The sequence below is a fragment of the Kitasatospora sp. NPDC085464 genome, from assembly GCF_044541955.1.
In the GTDB taxonomy this organism is placed as follows: Bacteria; Actinomycetota; Actinomycetes; order Streptomycetales; family Streptomycetaceae; genus Kitasatospora.
This window is the reverse complement of sequence record NZ_JBITTM010000077.1, coordinates 18,297-35,387: the sequence shown is the minus strand read 5'-3', so window position 1 is coordinate 35,387 and position 17,091 is coordinate 18,297. Positions and strand designations below refer to the sequence as shown.

Below are 17,091 nucleotides of genomic sequence, written 5' to 3'. Positions count from 1 at the left end.
CAGACGACAGCGAACAGATTTTGAAATCTGTTCGCCGTCGTGCCATAGTGGCAACCGGGCCACCCTGCCCCACCACCCCTCCGGGAGTACGCATGTCCTCCACCACCCGCCCCGCACAGCGCCGCCTCGGCACCACCGGGCCCGTCACCTCGACCCTCGGCCTCGGCTGCATGGGCATGTCCGACCTGTACGGCCCGGCCGACGAGGCCGAGAGCATCGCCACCATCCACGCCGCCCTCGACGCCGGGATCACCCTCCTCGACACCGGCGACTTCTACGGCATGGGCCACAACGAGCTGCTGATCCACGAGGCCCTGCGCGGCCGCGACCGCGAGAGCGTGCAGATCAGCGTGAAGTTCGGTGCCCAGCGCGGCCCCGACGGCCAGTGGCTCGGCTACGACGCCAGCCCCGCCGCCACCAAGACCGCGCTGACCTACACCCTGCGCCGCCTGCGCACCGACCACGTCGACGTCTACCGGCCGGCCCGCCTCGACCCGAAGGTCCCGATCGAGGAGACCGTCGGCGCCATCGCCGACCTGGTGAAGGGCGGCTACGTCCGGCACATCGGCCTCTCCGAGGTCGGCGCCGACACCCTGCGCCGCGCCGCCGCCGTCCACCCGATCAGCGACCTGCAGATCGAGTACTCCCTGCTCAGCCGCTCGATCGAGGCCGCCGTTCTCCCCGCCGCCCGCGAGCTGGGCATCGGCGTCACCGCGTACGGCGTGCTCTCCCGCGGTCTGCTCAGCGGCCACTGGAACCCGGACCGCGACCTCGCCGGCACCGACTTCCGCAGCCACAGCCCGCGCTTCCAGGGCGAGAACCTGGCCCACAACCTGGCGCTGGTCGAGGCGCTGCGCACGATCGCCGCCGCGAAGGACGCGAGCGTGGCCCAGGTCGCCATCGCCTGGGTGGCATCGCGCGGGCAGGACGTCGTCCCGTTGGTCGGCGCCCGCCGCCGGGAGCGCCTGACCGAGGCCCTCGGCTCCCTCGACCTCACCCTGACCGAGGCCGACCTCGCCGCCATCGAGGCGGCCGTCCCCGCCGGCTCCGCCGCAGGTGACCGGTACGCTGCCGCCCAGATGGCCCACCTGGACAGCGAGCGCTGACCGGCCCGGGCCGGAACAGCAACAGGCGCAGCCGCGAACAACCGCACCGCCGGACCACAGCACAACAGCATCACCGCACCGCCGCACCAACCGGACGACCCTAAGGACGGACCTCCCCCGTGACCACGGACACCACACTCACCGCCGAGCAGATCCTCATCGCGGCGGAGGACGTCCTCCGGCGGTTCGGCCCGGCCAAGGCCACCGTCGTGGACGTCGCCCGGATCCTCGGCGTCAGCCACAGCAGCGTCTACCGCCACTTCCCGAGCAAGGCCGCGCTGCGCGAGGCGGTCACCCAGCGCTGGCTCGACCAGGCGCACCACCGACTCGCGGCCATCTCCACCGAGGGCGGCTCCGCCGCAGAGCGCCTGCACCGCTGGCTGACGACGCTGTTCGCGGCCAAGCGGAAGAAGGCGCTCGACGACCCGGAGCTGTTCGCCACGTACATGGTGCTGGTCGAGGAGAACAGCGGCACCGTCGACGCGCACATCGACACCCTGGTCAAGCAGATCGCGCAGATCGTCCAGGACGGCATCGACGGCAAGGAGTTCAAGCTGGCCCACATCCTGAACACCGCCCGCGCCGTCTTCGACGCCACCGCCCCGTTCCACGACCCGGCCTACGCGGCCACCTGGTCGGCGCCGGAGGCCGACGACCGCTTCGAGGCCGTCTGGAAGCTCGTCCTCGGCGGCCTCAGGGCCAAGTGACGCACCACCCCGAACGATCGAGGCGCCGACGCCCGGAGGGATATCCGGTCGCCGGCGCCTCGGCCGTCCGGCAGACTGCCCGCACCATCGATCTCACTCGGAGGATGACATGCGTGCGGCCGGCCCGGTCCTGGACAGCCTGCAGGGGCTCGCCCTCGGCGATGCCTTCGGCGACCGCTGGTTCTCGGTCCCGGTGGACGAGGCGCCCGCCGCCCTCGCCGCGCGGCTGCCCCGCCCCGCCCCCTGGCACTGGACCGACGACACCGCGATGGCTCTCGTGCTGGTCCGCCACCTGGCCGCCCACGGCGAGGTCCGACAGAACGCGCTGGCCGGGGAGTTCGCCGCCGAGTACGCCCGCGAGTACGGCCGCAAGTACGGCCCGTCGATGCACCGGGTGCTGCGCGGGATCGGGGCGGGCGGGGACTGGCGCGCCATCACCGCGGGCCAGTTCGAGGGCCAGGGATCGTACGGGAACGGTGCCGCGATGCGGGTCGCCCCGCTGGGTGCCTGGTTCGCCGACGACCTGGACGCGGTGGCCCGGCAGGCCGAACTGCAGGCGCTCACCACGCACTTCCACCCGGAGGCGGTCGTCGGCTCGGTGGCGGTCGCCCTCGCGGCCGCGCTCGCCGTGCGGAGCCGGGGCGGGACCCCGCCCGGCCGGGCCGAGTTGCTGACCGAGGTCGCCGGACGGCTGCCGGACAGCGACGTCCGCTCCGGCCTGCGGATCGCCGCCCGGCTGCCCGAGCACACCAGCGTCCGGCACGCCGCCGGCGTGCTCGGATCCGGGGCCCTGATCTCCGCCCCGGACACCGTCCCGTTCGCCCTGTGGTCCGCCGCCGGGCACCCGGACTCGCTGCCCGAGGCCCTCTGGCACACCCTGGAGGGCTGGGGCGACCAGGACACCACCTGCGCGATCGCCGCCGGTGTGGTCGCCGCCCGTACCGGACTCGCCGACGTCCCGGCCGCCTGGCTGGACGCCCGCGAAGCGCTGCCGGCCTGGGTCACGGGCACCGCGGACGGGCCGGGCTCGCCAGACGGGCCGGGCTCGCCAGACGGGCCGGGCGCGTCAGGCGACCAGTAGGACCGGCCGAGCGGTCAGCGCCGCACGATGCGCAGCAGCACCCCGTAGAGGAACAGCAGCACCACCGCGCCGCCGATGGCCGACACCCAGGTCGTCAGGTCGAGGAAGCTCACCTTCACCGACCCGTGCATCCAGTGCAGAACGATCCAGGTGCCGACGTAGGAGCCGGCGATGCCGATCAGGGTGGTCCCGATCAGACCGCGCTCGCCCTTCCCCGGCATCGCCATCCTGGCCAAGGTCCCCGACACCAGGCCCAGCACGATCCACGCCATCCAGCTCATCAGTCGCCCCTCGCGTCATCGGCGTGACGGCCCCGTCGAGACACCGGGTCCGGTCCGAAGGACGCCGGAGGGGGCTGCTTGGTTTCCGGTACCCGCGACGACCGACCCGAACCGGCCACCGGACGACCCCGCGCCGGAACGCCTCCCCGCCCGCCCTTCGGGCGGACGACGGGGGCTTGAAGACGGGCCCTAGCGGCGCGAGTTGCCGAACAGCAGCCGGTAGCCGATCAGCAGCACCAGCGCTCCGCCGATCGCCGACGCCCAGGTCGCACCGTCGAAGAAGTGCGCATTGATCGACCGGTGCATGAAGTGCGAGGCGATCCAGCCGCCGACGAAGGATCCGGCGATGCCGATCAGGGTGGTCACGATCAGGCCGCCCGGGTCCTTCCCCGGCAGCAGCAGCTTGGCCAGCGCACCCGCCACCAGGCCCAGCACGATCCACGCGACGATGCTCATCAGTCTTCCTTCCCGTCCCGGCGCGACGGCCCCGTTCCGTCCGCTCTGCCCCGAAGGACGCCGCCTCCCGCCGCGCGGTTCCGACGGTGCGGGGCGCCGCACCCGGGACCGGCCACGGCCCTTCCCCGTCCCACCCTGCGTGGTGTCCTTCCTGAGGGCCGCCCGCGCCGGAATACTGCGGCCATGCGCATCCTGATCGCCACCGCCGGGTCCCGCGGCGACGTGGCCCCCTTCACCGGGCTCGGGGTCCGTCTGCGGGCGGCCGGCCACCAGGTGGCCGTCGCCACCCACACCGCCTTCGCCGATTCCGTGCGAGCGGCCGGGCTGGAGTTCCGGGCGTTGCCGGTCGACCCGCGCGCCGAACTCGCCTCCGAACAGGGGCGGCGGCTGCTGAAGGCCGGCAGCGGACCGGGGGCTGTCCTCCAACTCCTGCGACTTGGCCGGAAGTTCATGCCCGCACTCGGTGACGGCATCGCCGAGGCCGTCGCGCTCGGCACCGACCTCCTGCTGACCACCAGCACCACCAGCGCGCTCGGCCAGGTCGCCGCCGAGGCCGCCGACGTCCCCACCATCGGACTGTTCCTTCAACCCATCGCCCCCACCAGGGAGTTCGCGCCCGCCGTCACGGGCGCCCGGTCGCTCTCCCGACCCGGCAACCTGCTCGCCGGGCACGCCGTCCAGGCCGCCACCGACCAGCTGTTCGTCCCGGCCGTACGCGGGCTGCGCCGTCGGCTCGGCCTGCCGCCACTCGGCATCGCCCGGGCCCGACGCAACCACCCCGTCCTGCACGGCTTCTCGCCGACGGTCGTCCCCCGCCCGACCGACTGGCACCCCCGGCTGGACGTGGCGGGCTACTGGTGGCCGGCTGCACAGCCCGGCTGGCAACCCCCGGCCAGGCTCCTCGACTTCCTCGCCGCCGGTCCGCCACCGGTCTTCGTCGGCTTCGGCAGCCTGGTCGTCCCGGATCCCGAGCGACTCACCGCCACCGTCCTCGCGGCGGCTCGCAGCGCCCGGGTGCGACTCCTCCTGCAGACGGGCTGGAGCGGCCTGGCCGCCGAGGACTCGGACACCGTGCTGACCATCGGCGACACCCCGCACGACTGGCTGTTCCCCCGCACCGCCGCGGTGGTCCACCACGCCGGCGCCGGCACCACGGCCGCCGCCCTCCGTTCCGGGACGCCCACCGTGCCCGTCCCCGCCCAGCTGGACGCCCCCTTCTGGTCCGCCCGGCTCGCCGCCCTCGGGGTCTCCCCCGGCCCCGTACCGCTCCGGTCCCTCACCCCCGACCGGCTCGCCGCCGCCCTCCGCCGCACCCTGGACACCCCGCACCACCGCACCCGCGCCCGCGCCGTCGCCGCCACCCTCGCCGCCGAGGACGGCGCCGCAAAGGTCCTCGCCGCCGTCGAGCGGGCGGCAGCAGGATCGTGACGAGCGGCAGGCGGCGCGCGACAGATGACAACGAACAACGATCAGCAAACAGAGAACAGCTGACAGATTTCGAAATCTGTCAGCTGTTCGCCGCCACCCGTCCGCCCGCCGCCCTCAGGCCTCAGCCCCGGGCTCGGACCCGGCCCCGGCCCCGGCCTCAGCCCCGGCCCGCCGGCCGAGGTTGAGGAGCACATAGAGGCTCGCCGCAGCCGCGAGGCCCACGGCCCAGCCGTAGTCGGCGAGCGGCTTGAGGAGGGGGATGAGGCCGTTCGCCGGGAACGGGCCCTGCGCGACACCGTGGGCGTCCACCGTGGAGTAGGAGCCCCCGACGGCAAGCAGGCCGCCCACCAGCAGGGCCACCACGGCCCGCCAGTTCCACCCCGCCGCGTACCAGTACGCCCCGCCCGGCCGGTACAGCTCGGCGAGCCGGAGGCGGGTGCCGCGCAGCAGCCAGTAGTCCGCGATCAGGACGCCGGCGACGGTGCCCAGCAGCCCGCCGACCACGCCCAGCCAGGTGTAGATGTAGACGTGCGGGTCGGCGATCAGCCGCCACGGGAAGATCGCGATCCCGACCACGCCCGTGATCAGCGCCCCGGTGCGGAAGTTCACGAACCGCGGCAGCAGGTTGGTGAGGTCATAGGCCGGCGAGACGACGTTGGCGGCGATGTTCACCGACAGCGTCGCGACCAGGACGGTCAGCAGCGCGAACAGGATGCCCGCCGGGTTCTCCATCTTCGCGGCGAGCCGGATCGGGTCCCACACCGGTTCGCCGTACACGGCCTGGGAGCCCGAGGTGACCAGCACGGACAGGAGCGCGAAGAGCGTCATCGTGGTCGGCAGGCCGAGCGCCTGCCCGCGGATCTGCGCCCGCTGGCTGCCGCCGAAGCGGGTGAAGTCCGGGATGTTGAGCGCCAGGGTGGACCAGAACCCGATCATGCCCATCAGCGCCGGGAAGAAGACCCTCCAGAACTCGCGGCCCCACCCCAGCGCGGACGGCTGGTCGAGCAGCGGTCCGAACCCGCCCGCCTTGACGGTGATCCACCCGAGCAGCGCGAGCGCGCCGACGATGACGAACGGCGCCGCCCAGTTCTCGAAGCGCCGCAGTGCCTCCATCCCCCGGGCGATGATGAGCATCTCGATCACCCAGAACACCAGGAAGGACAGCCACTGCGTCCACGGGTACCCGCCCAACTCCCCTGCGGTCCGCCATGATTCACCGAACAGCTTGCCCGCGAGCAGGAAGATGCCCTCCCCGCCGATCCAGGTCTGGATGCCGAACCAGGCGCAGGCGACGGCCGCCCGGAGGAGCGCGGGCAGGTTGGCGCCGCGCAGCCCGAACGAGGCCCGGGCGAACACCGGGAACGGGATGCCGTACTTGGTGCCGGCGTGCCCGGTGAGCAGCATCGGCACCAGCACGATCAGGTTGGCGAGTGCGATGGTCAGCACCGCCTGCTTCCAGTCCATGCCGATCGCGACCAGGCCCGAGGCCAGGGTCCACGAAGGAATGTTGTGGGCCATGCCGACCCAGAGCGCGAGGAAGTTGTACGTGGACCAGGTGCGCCGCGCCACCGGGACCGGCCGCAGGTCGTCGCTGGTGAAGCCGTTGTCGGGCAACTCCCCTGCGGCCGGGTCGAGTTCGACCCGTCCGTCGGGGTGCTGCCACTGCCGTCCGTCGCCGGTCGCGGTGTGGGCCATGGGCAACTCCCGTCTGCCGCACCTGGATTCACAGGCAGGTCACAAGTGGGGGATGACGTCCGTCCCGTAGGCGTCGATGGTGCTCTCGATCGCGTCGTGCATGGCGTAGACGGCGAACTGGTCGACGCCGAGCGAGCGGAGTTCCGCCAGGCGCTCGCGCTGCACCTCGGCCGGGCCGATCAGGCAGAAGCGGTCCACGATCTCGTCCGGGACGAAGGCCGTGTCCGGGTTCCCGGCCCGGCCGTGGTGGCTGTAGTCGTAGCCCTGGCGGCCCTTGATGTAGTCGGTGAGCGCCTCCGGCACCAGATCGGAGTGCTCGCCGTAGTGGTTGACCAGGTCGGCGACGTGGTTGCCGACCATCCCGCCGAACCAGCGGCACTGCTCCCGCGCGTGGGCGAGGGCGGCGGGCGAGTCGTCGGCGGTGACGTAGGCGGGGGCGGCGACGCAGATGGTGACCGAATCCGGGTCCCGACCCGCCTCGACGGCGGACGCCCGCACCGCCTTGATCATGAACTCGGTGAGGTAGGGGTCGGCCAACTGCAGGATGAAACCGTCGGCCTGGCGGCCGGTCAGCGCCAGTGCCTTGGGCCCGTAGGCGCCCATCCAGATCGGCAGCGAGGCGCCCTCGCCGACCCACGGCAGGTGCATCTCGGTGCCGTCCACCTCGACGGTCCGCCCCTCCGCCAACTCCTTGATGGCGTGCATGGCTTCGGAGAGCCGGGCGAGCGTGGCCGGGTGGCGTCCGGCGACCCGCATGGCGGAGTCGCCCCGGCCGATCCCGCAGACCGTACGGTTGCCGAACATGTCGTTGAGCGTGCCGAACAGGGAGGCGGTGACCTCCCAGGTGCGGGTCGAGGGGTTGGTGACCATCGGGCCGACGGTCAGGCGTTCGGTCTCGGCGAGGATGCGGCTGTAGATGACGAACGGCTCCTGCCACAGCACGCAGGAGTCGAAGGTCCAGCCGTGGCTGAACCCGGCCCGTTCGGCACGGATCATCCGGTCGATGAGCAGGCGGGCGGGCGGGTCGGTCTGCAGGACGAGGCCGATGTCCATGACTGGCTCCCATGACAAGGGTGGGACCGCCGCCCGACCGCCGGTCGGGCCCGGGCGGCGGCTGGTCGACAAGAAGACGTGCGGATACGGAAGGGAGCGGACGTACGAAGGGAGCGGACGTCCGCACGGCGCGGGCCGCGGATCAGAGCAGGTACTGGCAGGTGTCGCGGCGCAGGAAGGTGCCGTGCCCGGCCCGGCCGAGCCAGGTGTCCCCGTCCAGCACGACGGTGCCCCGCGAGAGCACCGTCCGCGCCCGGCCGGTGAGTTGGCGGCCCTCGTACGCGGAGTAGTCCACGTTCATGTGGTGGGTCGCGGCGGAGACGGTCTGCACCGCCGTGGGGTCGTAGACGACGAGGTCGGCGTCGGCGCCCGGCGCGATGGTGCCCTTGCGCGGGTGCAACCCGAACATCCGGGCGGGCGTGGTGCAGGCGATCTCGACCCAGCGGCGCCGGCTGATGTGCCCGTCCACGACGGCCTGGTGGAGCAGGTCCATCCGGTTCTCCACGCCCGGAAGGCCGTTGGGGATCTTCGAGAAGTCGCCGCGCCCGAGCTCCTTCTGTCCGACGAAGCAGAACGGGCAGTGGTCGGTGGAGACCACCTGGAGGTCGTTGGTGCGCAGGCCGCGCCAGAGCGCTTCCTGGTGCTCGCGCGGTCGCAGCGGTGTGCTGCACACGTACTTGGCGCCCTCGAAGCCGTCCGCGCCCTCCTCGGCGAGGTTGTCGGTGGAGAGGAAGAGGTACTGCGGGCAGGTCTCGCCGAAGACGTTGAGCCCCTCGTCGCGGGCCCGGGCGAGCTCGGCGAGGGCGGCGGCCGCGGAGACGTGCACCACGTAGAGCGGACTGCCGGCGACCTGGGCGAGCTTGATCGCCCGGTGGGTGGCCTCGGCCTCCAGCAGTTCGCGGCGCACCTCGCCGTGGTAGCGCGGGGCGGTGTGTCCGGCGGCGAGCGCCTGTTCGACCAGGACGTCGATGGCGATGCCGTTCTCGGCGTGCATCATGATCAGCCCGCCGTTGGCGGCGCCGCGCTGCATGGCGCGCAGGATGCGGCCGTCGTCGCTGTAGAAGACGCCGGGGTAGGCCATGAAGAGCTTGAAGGAGGTGGACTCGCCGGAGTCGACGAGGGCGTCCATCTCCTTGAGCACGCCGTCGTTGACGTCGGAGACGATGGTGTGGAAGGCGTAGTCGACGGCGCAGTTGCCGTCGGCCTTGGCGTGCCAGCTGTCCAGGCCCTCGCGCAGCGAGCCGCCGACCGGTTGGACGGCGAAGTCGACGATGGTGGTGGTGCCGCCCCAGGCCGCGGCCCGGGTGCCGGTCTCGAAGGTGTCGGAGGCCGCGGTGCCGCCGAACGGCAGCTCCATGTGGGTGTGGGCGTCGACACCGCCCGGGATGACGTAGTGGCCGGCGGCGTCGATGACGGTGTCGGCGGTCCAGGCCTCCGCGGCGGAGCTGCCGGTGGCGGCGAGGGCGGCGACGCGCTCGCCCTCGATCAGGACGTCGGCGTGGAGTTCCTCGGTGGCCGTGATGACGAGGCCGCCGCGGACGACGGTGCGCTGCTGCGGGTCGCGGGTGGTCATCGCGCTGCTCCTCAGGCCTCGGCGAGCGGTCCGTAGGCGTCGGGGCGGCGGTCGCGGTAGAACGCCCACTGCTGTCGGACCTGTTCGATCAGGCCGAGGTCGAGGTCGCGCACGACGAGTTCCTCCTCCTTGTCGGAGGCGACGTCGCCGACGAACTGGCCGCGCGGGTCGACGAAGTAGGACGTGCCGTAGAAGTCGTTGTCGCCGTACTCCTCGGTGCCGACCCGGTTGATGGCGGCGACGAAGTACTCGTTGGCGACGGCGGCGGCGGGCTGTTCGAGCTGCCAGAGGTAGGCGGACAGCCCGCGGCTGGTGGCGGAGGGGTTGTAGACGATCTGCGCGCCGGCCAGGCCCAGCGCGCGCCAGCCCTCGGGGAAGTGGCGGTCGTAGCAGATGTAGACGCCGACCTTGCCGACGGCGGTGTCGAACACCGGCCAGCCGAGGTTGCCGGGCTTGAAGTAGTACTTCTCCCAGAAGCCCTTGACCTGCGGGATGTGGTGCTTGCGGTACTTGCCGAGGTAGCTGCCGTCGGCGTCGATCACGGCGGCGGTGTTGAAGTAGACGCCGGTCTGCTCCTCCTCGTAGACCGGGACGACGATCACCAGCCCGAGTTCGCGGGCGAGGTCCTGCATCCGGCGTACGGTCGGCCCGTCCGGGACGGCCTCGGCCCACCGGTAGTGCTCGGGTTCCTGGACCTGACAGAAGTACGGGGAGTTGAAGACCTCCTGGAAGCCGATGATCTGCGCTCCCTGGGCGGCGGCCTCGCGGGCGTACCGCTCGTGGAGGGCGATCATGCTCTCCTGGTCACCGGTCCAACGCGTCTGGACGAGGGCGGCACGGACGATCTGCGACATGGGGAACCTCCGCAACTCCGCGGCCCGGCCGTTACGGTCGGGCCCGCGGTGAGATGGTTGACGGGGCGGGTCTCACCTACGGGTCCGCTCGGGGATCCGCAGGGTCTACGTGCGTAGAAAGCGATCTGTTGACGGTAGGCCGGGCCTTGGTGGCCTGACAATACGTCGGCGGAAACGCGTCTGGGGCGATCTCGTTGTGCGGACACGCGGGCGGCCGTGGATGGGATGAAAAGCTCATCTACCCCGTCCGTAGCCTCCTTACTCATTCGAGCCACCGCGTTCCCGTTCGGCCGCCGCGGCGGCGGTCGGCGAGCGGGCGGCCGAAGACCGACGGACGGCGGCCGAGGACCGACGGACGGACGACGGAAGACCGACGGAGAGACCACGGAAGAGCGGCGGACAGCGCACGGCGGAAGATCGACGGACGGTCGGCGCGGCTTGACTTCGTCCGGTTCGCTCGGCAAGGATCCCGGACATGGACTCCGGCGCCACTCTGGTCTGCCGCCTGCACGTCGATCTGCGACGCCAGGCGAGTTCCATCTGTGCCTGTTGACCTCGCACTCCCCCGCCGGTCCCGCCCTGTGACGTCTGCCAGGGCCCACGCCGCGCACCCGCAGTCCTGACCTTCCTGCCCGCACCCCGGCGCACCCCGTGCGTACCGGGCCGCTCCGTCGGCCCGCGCCCGCCGCCCCGCGCCGCCCCCGGGCACACCCCGCCGACGTTCCCGCGCACCCGAGGACGCCTTGATGAGCCTGCACACCGGCCCGGCCCCCGTCTCCGAGCCCCCGACGACCACGCCCCCCGCGGTGGACGCCCGCGCCCCGCTCAGCCCCGGCACCCTGCGGACCATCGTCCGCGAGCTGGCCGAGCAGCCCGACCGGTGGATCCACCACGTCCGCCTCGCCACCGAGGAGCGCTGGTACCGGCGCCTGGTGGCCGAGGACGACCACGAGGTGTGGCTGATCAGCTGGCTCCCCGGCCAGTCCACCGGCTTCCACGACCACGGCGGCTCCCGCGGCGCGTTCACCGTCGCCCTCGGCGAGTTGGAAGAGCTGTCCCTCGGCGGTCCGGACCAGGGCCTGCTGATCCGCCGGGTGCCGGCAGGCACCGCCCGCGCCTTCGGCCCCGAGTACGTGCACGACGTGCGCAACACCGCGTCCGGCCCGGCCGTCACGCTGCACGCCTACTCGCCCCCGCTGGGCTCGATGGCGCACTACGACCTGCGGGCCGGAGGGCTCGTGCGCACCTCGGAGGAAGGACCGGAGCTATGGTGACCACGATCGACGACCTGGTGGAGCGGGCCCGCGAGGGCGTCCACCGTCCGCGCGCCCGGGAGGCGTACCAGGCGCAGCTGGACGGAGCGCTGCTGGTGGACATCCGCCCGGCGGCCCAGCGGGCGGCCGAGGGGGAGATCCCGGGCTCGCTGATCATCGAACGCAACGTGCTGGAGTGGCGGCTCGACCCGACGGGCAGTCACCGGATCCCCGAGGCCGCGGGCTACGACATCGAGGTGATCGTGGTCTGCTCGGAGGGCTACGCCTCCAGCCTGGCCGCCGCCTCGCTCCGTGAACTGGGCCTGCACCGGGCGACCGACCTGGACGGCGGGTTCGTCGGCTGGGCGGCGGCCGGTCTGCCGACCCGTCCGGGCGGCTGACCCGGGACCACCGCGGCTGCCGGGACTCGCCGGGCCCAGGCTCCCCGGACCCCGGACCCCGGGCTCCCGACTGCGGACGGGAGCCCGGGACACGGCCCGGGTGTCGGCCCTGGCCCAGGCTCCCGCCCCGGACTCGGCCTCAGGCTCGGCCGCACGGCACGCGCCCGACGGTAAATCAGAGACAGGAGATGATGCAGGTCATAGTCTGATCGGAGTTTCCGCCGGTCCGATCCTGGGCAGCCACGCGGGCGGAGGATTGCCCGGGGCGGTTGGTACGACAAGCGCCACCGGCACCGATCCGCACCGCTGTTTGTCGACAAACCGCCAACAACCGAAAGACCGACCGACACAGGCGCCGCCTCCTCCGGGCGCCCTGACGAGGAAACACCCCGTGATCAGATTCGAGGGCGCCGGAAAGCGCCACCCCGACGGCACAGTCGCCGTCGAGGGCCTGGACCTTGAGGTCCCGACCGGTCGGATAACCGTCCTGGTCGGACCGTCCGGCTGCGGCAAGACCACCCTGCTGCGCATGGTCAACCGGATGGTCGAGCCCACCTCGGGCCGCGTACTGCTGGACGGCACCGACGTCGCCGAGCTGGAGCCAGCCAAACTGCGGCGCGGCATCGGCTACGTGATCCAGCAGGCCGGGCTGTTCCCGCACCGCAAGGTGATCGACAACATCGCCACCGTCCCCTACCTGCTCGGCTGGGACCGCAAGAAGGCCCGCGCGCGGGCCGCCGAACTGCTCGAACTGGTCGGGCTCGCACCCGAGACCGCCAAGCGGTACCCGTTCCAGCTGTCCGGCGGGCAGCAGCAGCGGGTCGGCGTGGCGCGCGCCCTGGCCGCCGACCCGCCGGTGCTGCTGATGGACGAACCGTTCAGCGCCGTCGACCCGGTCGTGCGCGCCGGGCTCCAGGAGGAGCTGCTGCGGCTGCAGTCCGAGCTGCACAAGACGGTGCTGTTCGTCACCCATGACATCGAGGAGGCCGTCCGGCTCGGCGACCAGGTGGTGGTGCTGCGCGAGCGCGGCCGGATCGCCCAGCTGGCCGACCCGCACACCCTGCTCACCACCCCCGCCGACGACGGCGTGGCCGCCTTCCTCGGCCGTGACCGCGGTCTGCGCGGCCTCGGCCTGCGCCCCGCCCACACCGTCGTGCTGCGCCCCCTGGGCAACGGGCTCAAGGACGGCGCAGGGGTCGGCGTCACGAACGGCGCGGGAGGCGGCGTCACGAACGGCTCCGGTGGCGGAGTCAGGTACAGCTCCGGTGCCGGACTCAGGTACGGGGGCTGGGAGTTGGCGCTGGACGACGAGCGCCGCCCGATCGGCTGGATCGACCGCGACGCGGTCACCGTCGAGCTGCACCCGGCCGCCGGCTTCCGCCCGGACACCGACACCTTGCGCACCGCGCTGGACGCCGCCGTCCTCTCCCCCGCCGGGGTCGCGGTCGCGCTGGACGCCGAGGGCCGCGCCACCGGCACCGCGAGCCGCGAGGCCGTCCTCGCCGCGCTCCGGCCGGGCGCCGACGGCGCCGTCCGCACCGACGGGCCCTCCGCCGCACCGCCCTCGAACAGCAGCAACGGGGGCGGCGGCGGGCAGGACGGCACCACCGGGAACGGCGGCAACGAGCACGGCACCACCGAGAACGGCGGCCACGCGCACGGCGCCACCGGGAACGGCGACGGCCAGGACGGGGCCTCCGGTGGACGATGAACCGATCGTCCGCTGGTACTGGATCGGCGGCCACCTCGGCTACCTCGGCCACCTGCTCGCCGACCACGCCGTGATCGCCCTCGTCCCCGTGCTCATCGGCCTGCTGCTGGCCGTCCCGCTCGGCCTGGCCTGCACCCGCTTCCCCCGGCTCTACCAGCCGTTGTCCGCCGTGTTCAACATCGTCTACGCACTGCCCTCGCTGGCCGTGTTCGTGGTGCTGATCCCGTACACCGGGCTCGCCACCCAGGCGACGGTGATGATCCCGCTCACCTTCTACGCCCTCGCCGTCCTGCTGCCGACCACCGTGGACGGGCTGCGCGCCGTCCCGGACGCCGTCCGGCAGGCCGCCACCGCGATGGGGTACGGGCCGTGGCACCGGCTGACCTCGGTCGAACTGCCCGCCGCCGTCCCGTACCTGATCGCCGGACTGCGGGTCGCGGCGGTGTCCAGCATCTCGCTGGCGAGCGTCGGGGCGCTGGTCGGGCGCGGCGGGCTCGGTTACCTGTTCATCGACGGCTTCCAGCGCACCTTCCCGACCCCGATCGTGGCCGGTATCGCGCTGATCGCCGTCCTCGCGCTGGCCGTCGACCTGGTGCTGGTGGGGGCCCGGCGGGTGCTCGCACCCTGGGCCGTCCGGGAGAAGGGGGCTGGCTCGTGAACTGGCTCGACTGGCTGGGCGACTTCTTCACCTCCCCGGACCACCGCAGCGGCCCGGACGCGATCGTGCACCGGGTCTACGAACACCTGCTGCTCTCCGGCGAGGCCGTGCTGTTCGCGGCGCTGCTCGCCGTCCCGCTCGGGCTGCTGATCGGTTACACCGGGCGCGGTGTCACCGTGGTGACCGCGCTGGCCGGGGCCGCCCGCGCCCTGCCCACCCTCGGGCTGGTGACGCTGGCGGTGCTGCTCGCCGGGGTCGGCGACACCGCGGTCCTGATCCCGCTGGTCGCGCTCGCCGCGCCGCCGCTGCTGGTGGCCGCCGTCGAGGGGGTGCGCGGCACCGACCCGGACGTCCGGGACGCCGCGCGCGGCATCGGCCTGACCCACCCCCAGGTGCTGACGCAGGTCTGCCTGCCCTCGGCCGCGCCGACCCTGCTGGCGGGCTTCCGCACCGCGACCGTCCAGGTGATCGCGACCGCCACGGTCGCCGCCTACGTCGGGCTGGGCGGGCTCGGCCGCTACGTCATCGACGGGTTGGCGACCCGCAGGTACGCCGTGACCGTGGGCGGGGCGCTGCTGGTGGTGCTGCTCGCGGTCGGCGCCCAGTTGTTCTTCGCCCTGCTCGCCCGGTTCGCGCTCCCGCCCGGGGTGCGCGCCCAGCAGCGGGCCAGCTGAACCACCTCTCCCATCCTCCCGGAAGGACATCTGTCACCATGTCGACAATGAAGCGAAGCCGACGCGCGGTCGTGATCGGCACGCTCGCCGCGCTCGCGCTCGGCGCCACCGCCTGCGGTTCCTCCGGCGGCGACCCGCTCGGCGGGGGTTCCAGCGCCTCGGCGGCATCAGGCGCCCCGGCGGCGGGCGGTTCGGGCGGCTCCGGTTCGACGGTGGTCGTCGGCTCCGCGAACTTCCCCGAGAACGTGCTGCTCGGCTCGATCTACTCGCAGGCCCTCAAGGCCAAGGGCGTCAAGGTCGAGGAGAAGTTCAACATCGGCAGCCGCGAGGTGCTCTACGGCCAGCTGCAGAGCGGCAACCTCACCGTCCTGCCCGAGTACAACGGTGCGCTGCTCGCCTACCTGGACGCCAAGGCCACCGCCGTCACCACCCAGGACGTGAACGCGGCGCTCGCCAAGACGCTGCCCGCCTCGCTGGGGATCCTCGCCTCCTCCCCCGCCGAGGACAAGGACTCGCTCAGCGTCTCCCAGGAGACCGCCACCAAGTACAACCTCAAGAGCATCGACGACCTGGCCGCCAAGGCCGGCGAGTTCACCATCGGCGGCCCGCCGGAGTTCAAGTCCCGCCGCGAGCAGCAGTTCAAGGACGTCTACGCGCTGACGTTCAAGGAGTGGAAGCCCACCGCCGACACCACCGCGAACGCGCTCAAGGACGGCGGCATCCAGGTCGGCAACGTGTTCACCACCGACCCGAAGATCGTCCAGTACAAGCTCGTCCCGCTGGCCGACCCGAAGAACGTCTTCGGCGCGCAGAACATCACCCCGCTGGTCAACAAGGCCGGCGTGGACGCCACCGCGACGGCGGCGCTCGACGCGGTGTCGGCCAAGCTCGACACCGCGGGGCTGACGGCGCTGATGAAGCGGGTCGCGGTGGACAAGGAGGACCCGTCGGCGGTGGCCAAGGACTGGCTGAAGTCCAACGGCCTGGGCTGACGACCGGTCCGACCCGCACGACGGACGGCGGCCCGGGGACTCGCTCCCCGGGCCGCCGTCCGCCGTTCCCGGCGCCCCCGCCCGCACTCCCCGGGGACCTTCCCTTCCGCGCCGCGAACATGACAGTCTGGGCGCCATGCGCACTCGACTCCTCGCCGCCACCCTCACGGCACTCGCCGCGGTGAGCCTCGCTGCCTGCTCCAGCTCCGGATCGAGCTCGGGCAAGGCCACCTCCGCGGCCGGCTCCCCCACCGCCACCGCCGCCTCCACCACTCCGGCCGCCGCACCCTCGGACGCCGCCCCGACGCCGGCGGCCCCCGCGCCCGGCACGGCCGCCCCCACGGCCGACGGCTCTGCGGGCACGCCCGCCGCGCCCGCCGACGCCGGCGCCTCCGGAGCCCCCGCACCGGCCAAGCCCGCCCCGCCCGCCGACGCCGGGCTGCCCACCAAGCCGGGCGCCGACCTGACCGGCAAGCTGGTCGCCGCACTGGACGCGATCGACCCGGCGATCGTCGGTGGCAAGCCGGACCAGGCCGTGGACCGGGCGCGCAACCAGTGCCAGTCGATGTACCAGTTCCCCAAGGACAAGGGGAAGCTGGTCGAGCTGGCCAACCAGCGCTTCACCTCGCCCGACCACCCGCAGGGCTTCGGGCCGGACACCGCCGCCAAGATCAACGACGCACTGCGCGCCACGCTCTGCCCCGCCTCCCGCTGACCCACGCGTCACGCCACCGCTGACCCACGCGTCACGCCACCCCCGCTCGCGGCGCCCGCGCCGCGACGCCCCGAACCGCCCGGCGTCCTGAGCGCCGGGCCGCCGTGGCCGCGCCCCACCCACCGGGTGCGCGGCCACGGTCTCCTTCCGCCCGGTGACGCTCCCCCGGGCGGCCCCTCCACCCCGGCCGCCAATCCGCGCCCTACGGCCGCCCGGGCCGTATGCTGACGAACTGTCAGGTCTCTTGACAGACCAGTGGTCTAGTCCAAACATAAGCATGTCGATCCGACCGGGATGCACTGTGGGGGTGTGACCACCGGCGGCTGAGGCACTGCCCTGCCCTGTTCCGCTCCACCCCCGCTCCGTACAGCCGCGTGCACACGCGCCGCCGCCCGCCTCCACGCGAGTCGGTGGACCGCCGCACGCCCGCACACCGCACGCTCCCGATCCGAT

At 73.0% G+C, this 17,091-nt stretch carries 18 protein-coding genes; 12 read left to right on the top strand and 6 right to left on the bottom strand.

Annotation, left to right across the window (positions count from 1 at the left end; genetic code table 11):
- Positions 1-92 precede the first annotated feature (92 nt).
- From ACIGG8_RS40210 to ACIGG8_RS40200, 3 genes are all read left to right on the top strand, one after another.
- Positions 93-1,106, top strand: a complete 1,014-nt coding sequence (locus ACIGG8_RS40210) for an aldo/keto reductase (RefSeq protein WP_396553523.1) — start codon at positions 93-95, stop codon at positions 1,104-1,106.
- A 119-nt stretch (positions 1,107-1,225) separates the two neighbouring features.
- Positions 1,226-1,813 (top strand): TetR family transcriptional regulator, encoded by a 588-nt coding sequence (locus tag ACIGG8_RS40205; protein ID WP_350519025.1) that lies wholly within the window; start codon positions 1,226-1,228, stop codon positions 1,811-1,813.
- Positions 1,814-1,922: 109 nt separating this feature from the next.
- On the top strand, positions 1,923-2,894 hold the full coding sequence (locus tag ACIGG8_RS40200) for an ADP-ribosylglycohydrolase family protein (protein WP_396553522.1): 972 nt from the start codon (positions 1,923-1,925) through the stop codon (positions 2,892-2,894).
- Between the two features lie 14 nt (positions 2,895-2,908).
- Here the strand turns inward: ACIGG8_RS40200 and ACIGG8_RS40195 are convergent, their stop codons facing one another.
- A complete protein-coding gene (locus ACIGG8_RS40195) occupies positions 2,909-3,175 on the bottom strand; it encodes a GlsB/YeaQ/YmgE family stress response membrane protein (protein ID WP_396553521.1) in 267 nt (88 codons plus the stop codon).
- Between the two features lie 189 nt (positions 3,176-3,364).
- On the bottom strand, positions 3,365-3,631 hold the full coding sequence (locus tag ACIGG8_RS40190; RefSeq protein ID WP_350519028.1) for a GlsB/YeaQ/YmgE family stress response membrane protein: 267 nt from the start codon (positions 3,629-3,631) through the stop codon (positions 3,365-3,367).
- A gap of 183 nt (positions 3,632-3,814) precedes the next feature.
- On the opposite strand from ACIGG8_RS40190, the gene ACIGG8_RS40185 reads away from it, so the two are divergent.
- Positions 3,815-5,059 (top strand): glycosyltransferase, encoded by a 1,245-nt coding sequence (locus tag ACIGG8_RS40185; protein ID WP_396553520.1) that lies wholly within the window; start codon positions 3,815-3,817, stop codon positions 5,057-5,059.
- A 114-nt stretch (positions 5,060-5,173) separates the two neighbouring features.
- On the opposite strand, the gene ACIGG8_RS40180 is transcribed toward ACIGG8_RS40185, so the two are convergent.
- The 4 genes from ACIGG8_RS40180 to ACIGG8_RS40165 all read right to left on the bottom strand — a co-directional run bounded on the left by ACIGG8_RS40180 (position 5,174) and on the right by ACIGG8_RS40165 (position 10,234).
- Positions 5,174-6,754: an NCS1 family nucleobase:cation symporter-1 gene (locus tag ACIGG8_RS40180; protein WP_396553519.1), complete on the bottom strand. Its 1,581-nt coding sequence runs from the start codon at positions 6,752-6,754 to the stop codon at positions 5,174-5,176.
- A gap of 39 nt (positions 6,755-6,793) precedes the next feature.
- Positions 6,794-7,807 carry a TIGR03842 family LLM class F420-dependent oxidoreductase gene (locus ACIGG8_RS40175; protein WP_350519031.1) on the bottom strand — a complete coding sequence of 338 codons (1,014 nt, stop codon included), beginning with the start codon at positions 7,805-7,807 and terminating at the stop codon, positions 6,794-6,796.
- 142 nt (positions 7,808-7,949) lie between these two features.
- Complete coding sequence (gene hydA / locus ACIGG8_RS40170; protein WP_396553518.1) at positions 7,950-9,380, bottom strand: dihydropyrimidinase; 1,431 nt, start codon at positions 9,378-9,380, stop codon at positions 7,950-7,952.
- Between the two features lie 11 nt (positions 9,381-9,391).
- Positions 9,392-10,234 (bottom strand): nitrilase-related carbon-nitrogen hydrolase, encoded by an 843-nt coding sequence (locus ACIGG8_RS40165; RefSeq protein ID WP_350519033.1) that lies wholly within the window; start codon positions 10,232-10,234, stop codon positions 9,392-9,394.
- A gap of 475 nt (positions 10,235-10,709) precedes the next feature.
- Between ACIGG8_RS40165 and ACIGG8_RS40160 the strand changes: the two genes are divergently transcribed.
- From ACIGG8_RS40160 to ACIGG8_RS40125, 8 genes are all read left to right on the top strand, one after another.
- Positions 10,710-10,787 carry a putative leader peptide gene (locus ACIGG8_RS40160; protein WP_107086570.1) on the top strand — a complete coding sequence of 26 codons (78 nt, stop codon included), beginning with the start codon at positions 10,710-10,712 and terminating at the stop codon, positions 10,785-10,787.
- A gap of 193 nt (positions 10,788-10,980) precedes the next feature.
- Positions 10,981-11,508, top strand: coding sequence for a cysteine dioxygenase (locus ACIGG8_RS40155; protein ID WP_396553517.1), 528 nt, complete (start codon positions 10,981-10,983; stop codon positions 11,506-11,508).
- On the top strand, positions 11,502-11,888 hold the full coding sequence (locus ACIGG8_RS40150; protein ID WP_350519035.1) for a rhodanese-like domain-containing protein: 387 nt from the start codon (positions 11,502-11,504) through the stop codon (positions 11,886-11,888). Before ACIGG8_RS40155 ends, ACIGG8_RS40150 begins: the two co-directional genes overlap by 7 nt.
- 391 nt (positions 11,889-12,279) lie before the next feature.
- On the top strand, positions 12,280-13,599 hold the full coding sequence (locus ACIGG8_RS40145; protein ID WP_396553516.1) for an ABC transporter ATP-binding protein: 1,320 nt from the start codon (positions 12,280-12,282) through the stop codon (positions 13,597-13,599).
- Positions 13,589-14,257 (top strand): ABC transporter permease, encoded by a 669-nt coding sequence (locus tag ACIGG8_RS40140; RefSeq protein WP_396553515.1) that lies wholly within the window; start codon positions 13,589-13,591, stop codon positions 14,255-14,257. Before ACIGG8_RS40145 ends, ACIGG8_RS40140 begins: the two co-directional genes overlap by 11 nt.
- Entirely contained in the window at positions 14,254-14,931 is a 678-nt protein-coding gene (locus tag ACIGG8_RS40135; RefSeq protein WP_396553514.1) for an ABC transporter permease, read from the top strand. The genes ACIGG8_RS40140 and ACIGG8_RS40135 overlap by 4 nt, the downstream gene beginning before the upstream one ends.
- A 47-nt stretch (positions 14,932-14,978) precedes the next feature.
- A complete protein-coding gene (locus ACIGG8_RS40130; RefSeq protein WP_396553513.1) occupies positions 14,979-15,923 on the top strand; it encodes an ABC transporter substrate-binding protein in 945 nt (314 codons plus the stop codon).
- 136 nt (positions 15,924-16,059) lie between these two features.
- The gene (locus tag ACIGG8_RS40125) at positions 16,060-16,638 is read left to right on the top strand and encodes a hypothetical protein (RefSeq protein WP_396553512.1); all 579 of its coding nucleotides are present in this window, start codon (positions 16,060-16,062) and stop codon (positions 16,636-16,638) included.
- Positions 16,639-17,091: the final 453 nt, after the last annotated feature.

What these genes read in the sequence shown, in the direction of transcription:
- hydA (WP_396553518.1), bottom strand. Translation starts at nt 9,380, where the DNA reads ATGACCACCCGCGACCCGCAGCAGCGCACCGTCGTCCGCGGCGGCCTC.
- ACIGG8_RS40175 (WP_350519031.1), bottom strand. Translation starts at nt 7,807, where the DNA reads ATGGACATCGGCCTCGTCCTGCAGACCGACCCGCCCGCCCGCCTGCTC.
- ACIGG8_RS40185 (WP_396553520.1), top strand. Translation starts at nt 3,815, where the DNA reads ATGCGCATCCTGATCGCCACCGCCGGGTCCCGCGGCGACGTGGCCCCC.
- ACIGG8_RS40190 (WP_350519028.1), bottom strand. Translation starts at nt 3,631, where the DNA reads ATGAGCATCGTCGCGTGGATCGTGCTGGGCCTGGTGGCGGGTGCGCTG.
- ACIGG8_RS40155 (WP_396553517.1), top strand. Translation starts at nt 10,981, where the DNA reads ATGAGCCTGCACACCGGCCCGGCCCCCGTCTCCGAGCCCCCGACGACC.
- ACIGG8_RS40165 (WP_350519033.1), bottom strand. Translation starts at nt 10,234, where the DNA reads ATGTCGCAGATCGTCCGTGCCGCCCTCGTCCAGACGCGTTGGACCGGT.
- ACIGG8_RS40195 (WP_396553521.1), bottom strand. Translation starts at nt 3,175, where the DNA reads ATGAGCTGGATGGCGTGGATCGTGCTGGGCCTGGTGTCGGGGACCTTG.
- ACIGG8_RS40150 (WP_350519035.1), top strand. Translation starts at nt 11,502, where the DNA reads ATGGTGACCACGATCGACGACCTGGTGGAGCGGGCCCGCGAGGGCGTC.
- ACIGG8_RS40200 (WP_396553522.1), top strand. Translation starts at nt 1,923, where the DNA reads ATGCGTGCGGCCGGCCCGGTCCTGGACAGCCTGCAGGGGCTCGCCCTC.
- ACIGG8_RS40130 (WP_396553513.1), top strand. Translation starts at nt 14,979, where the DNA reads ATGAAGCGAAGCCGACGCGCGGTCGTGATCGGCACGCTCGCCGCGCTC.
- ACIGG8_RS40160 (WP_107086570.1), top strand. Translation starts at nt 10,710, where the DNA reads ATGGACTCCGGCGCCACTCTGGTCTGCCGCCTGCACGTCGATCTGCGA.
- ACIGG8_RS40125 (WP_396553512.1), top strand. Translation starts at nt 16,060, where the DNA reads ATGCGCACTCGACTCCTCGCCGCCACCCTCACGGCACTCGCCGCGGTG.
- ACIGG8_RS40180 (WP_396553519.1), bottom strand. Translation starts at nt 6,754, where the DNA reads ATGGCCCACACCGCGACCGGCGACGGACGGCAGTGGCAGCACCCCGAC.
- ACIGG8_RS40210 (WP_396553523.1), top strand. Translation starts at nt 93, where the DNA reads ATGTCCTCCACCACCCGCCCCGCACAGCGCCGCCTCGGCACCACCGGG.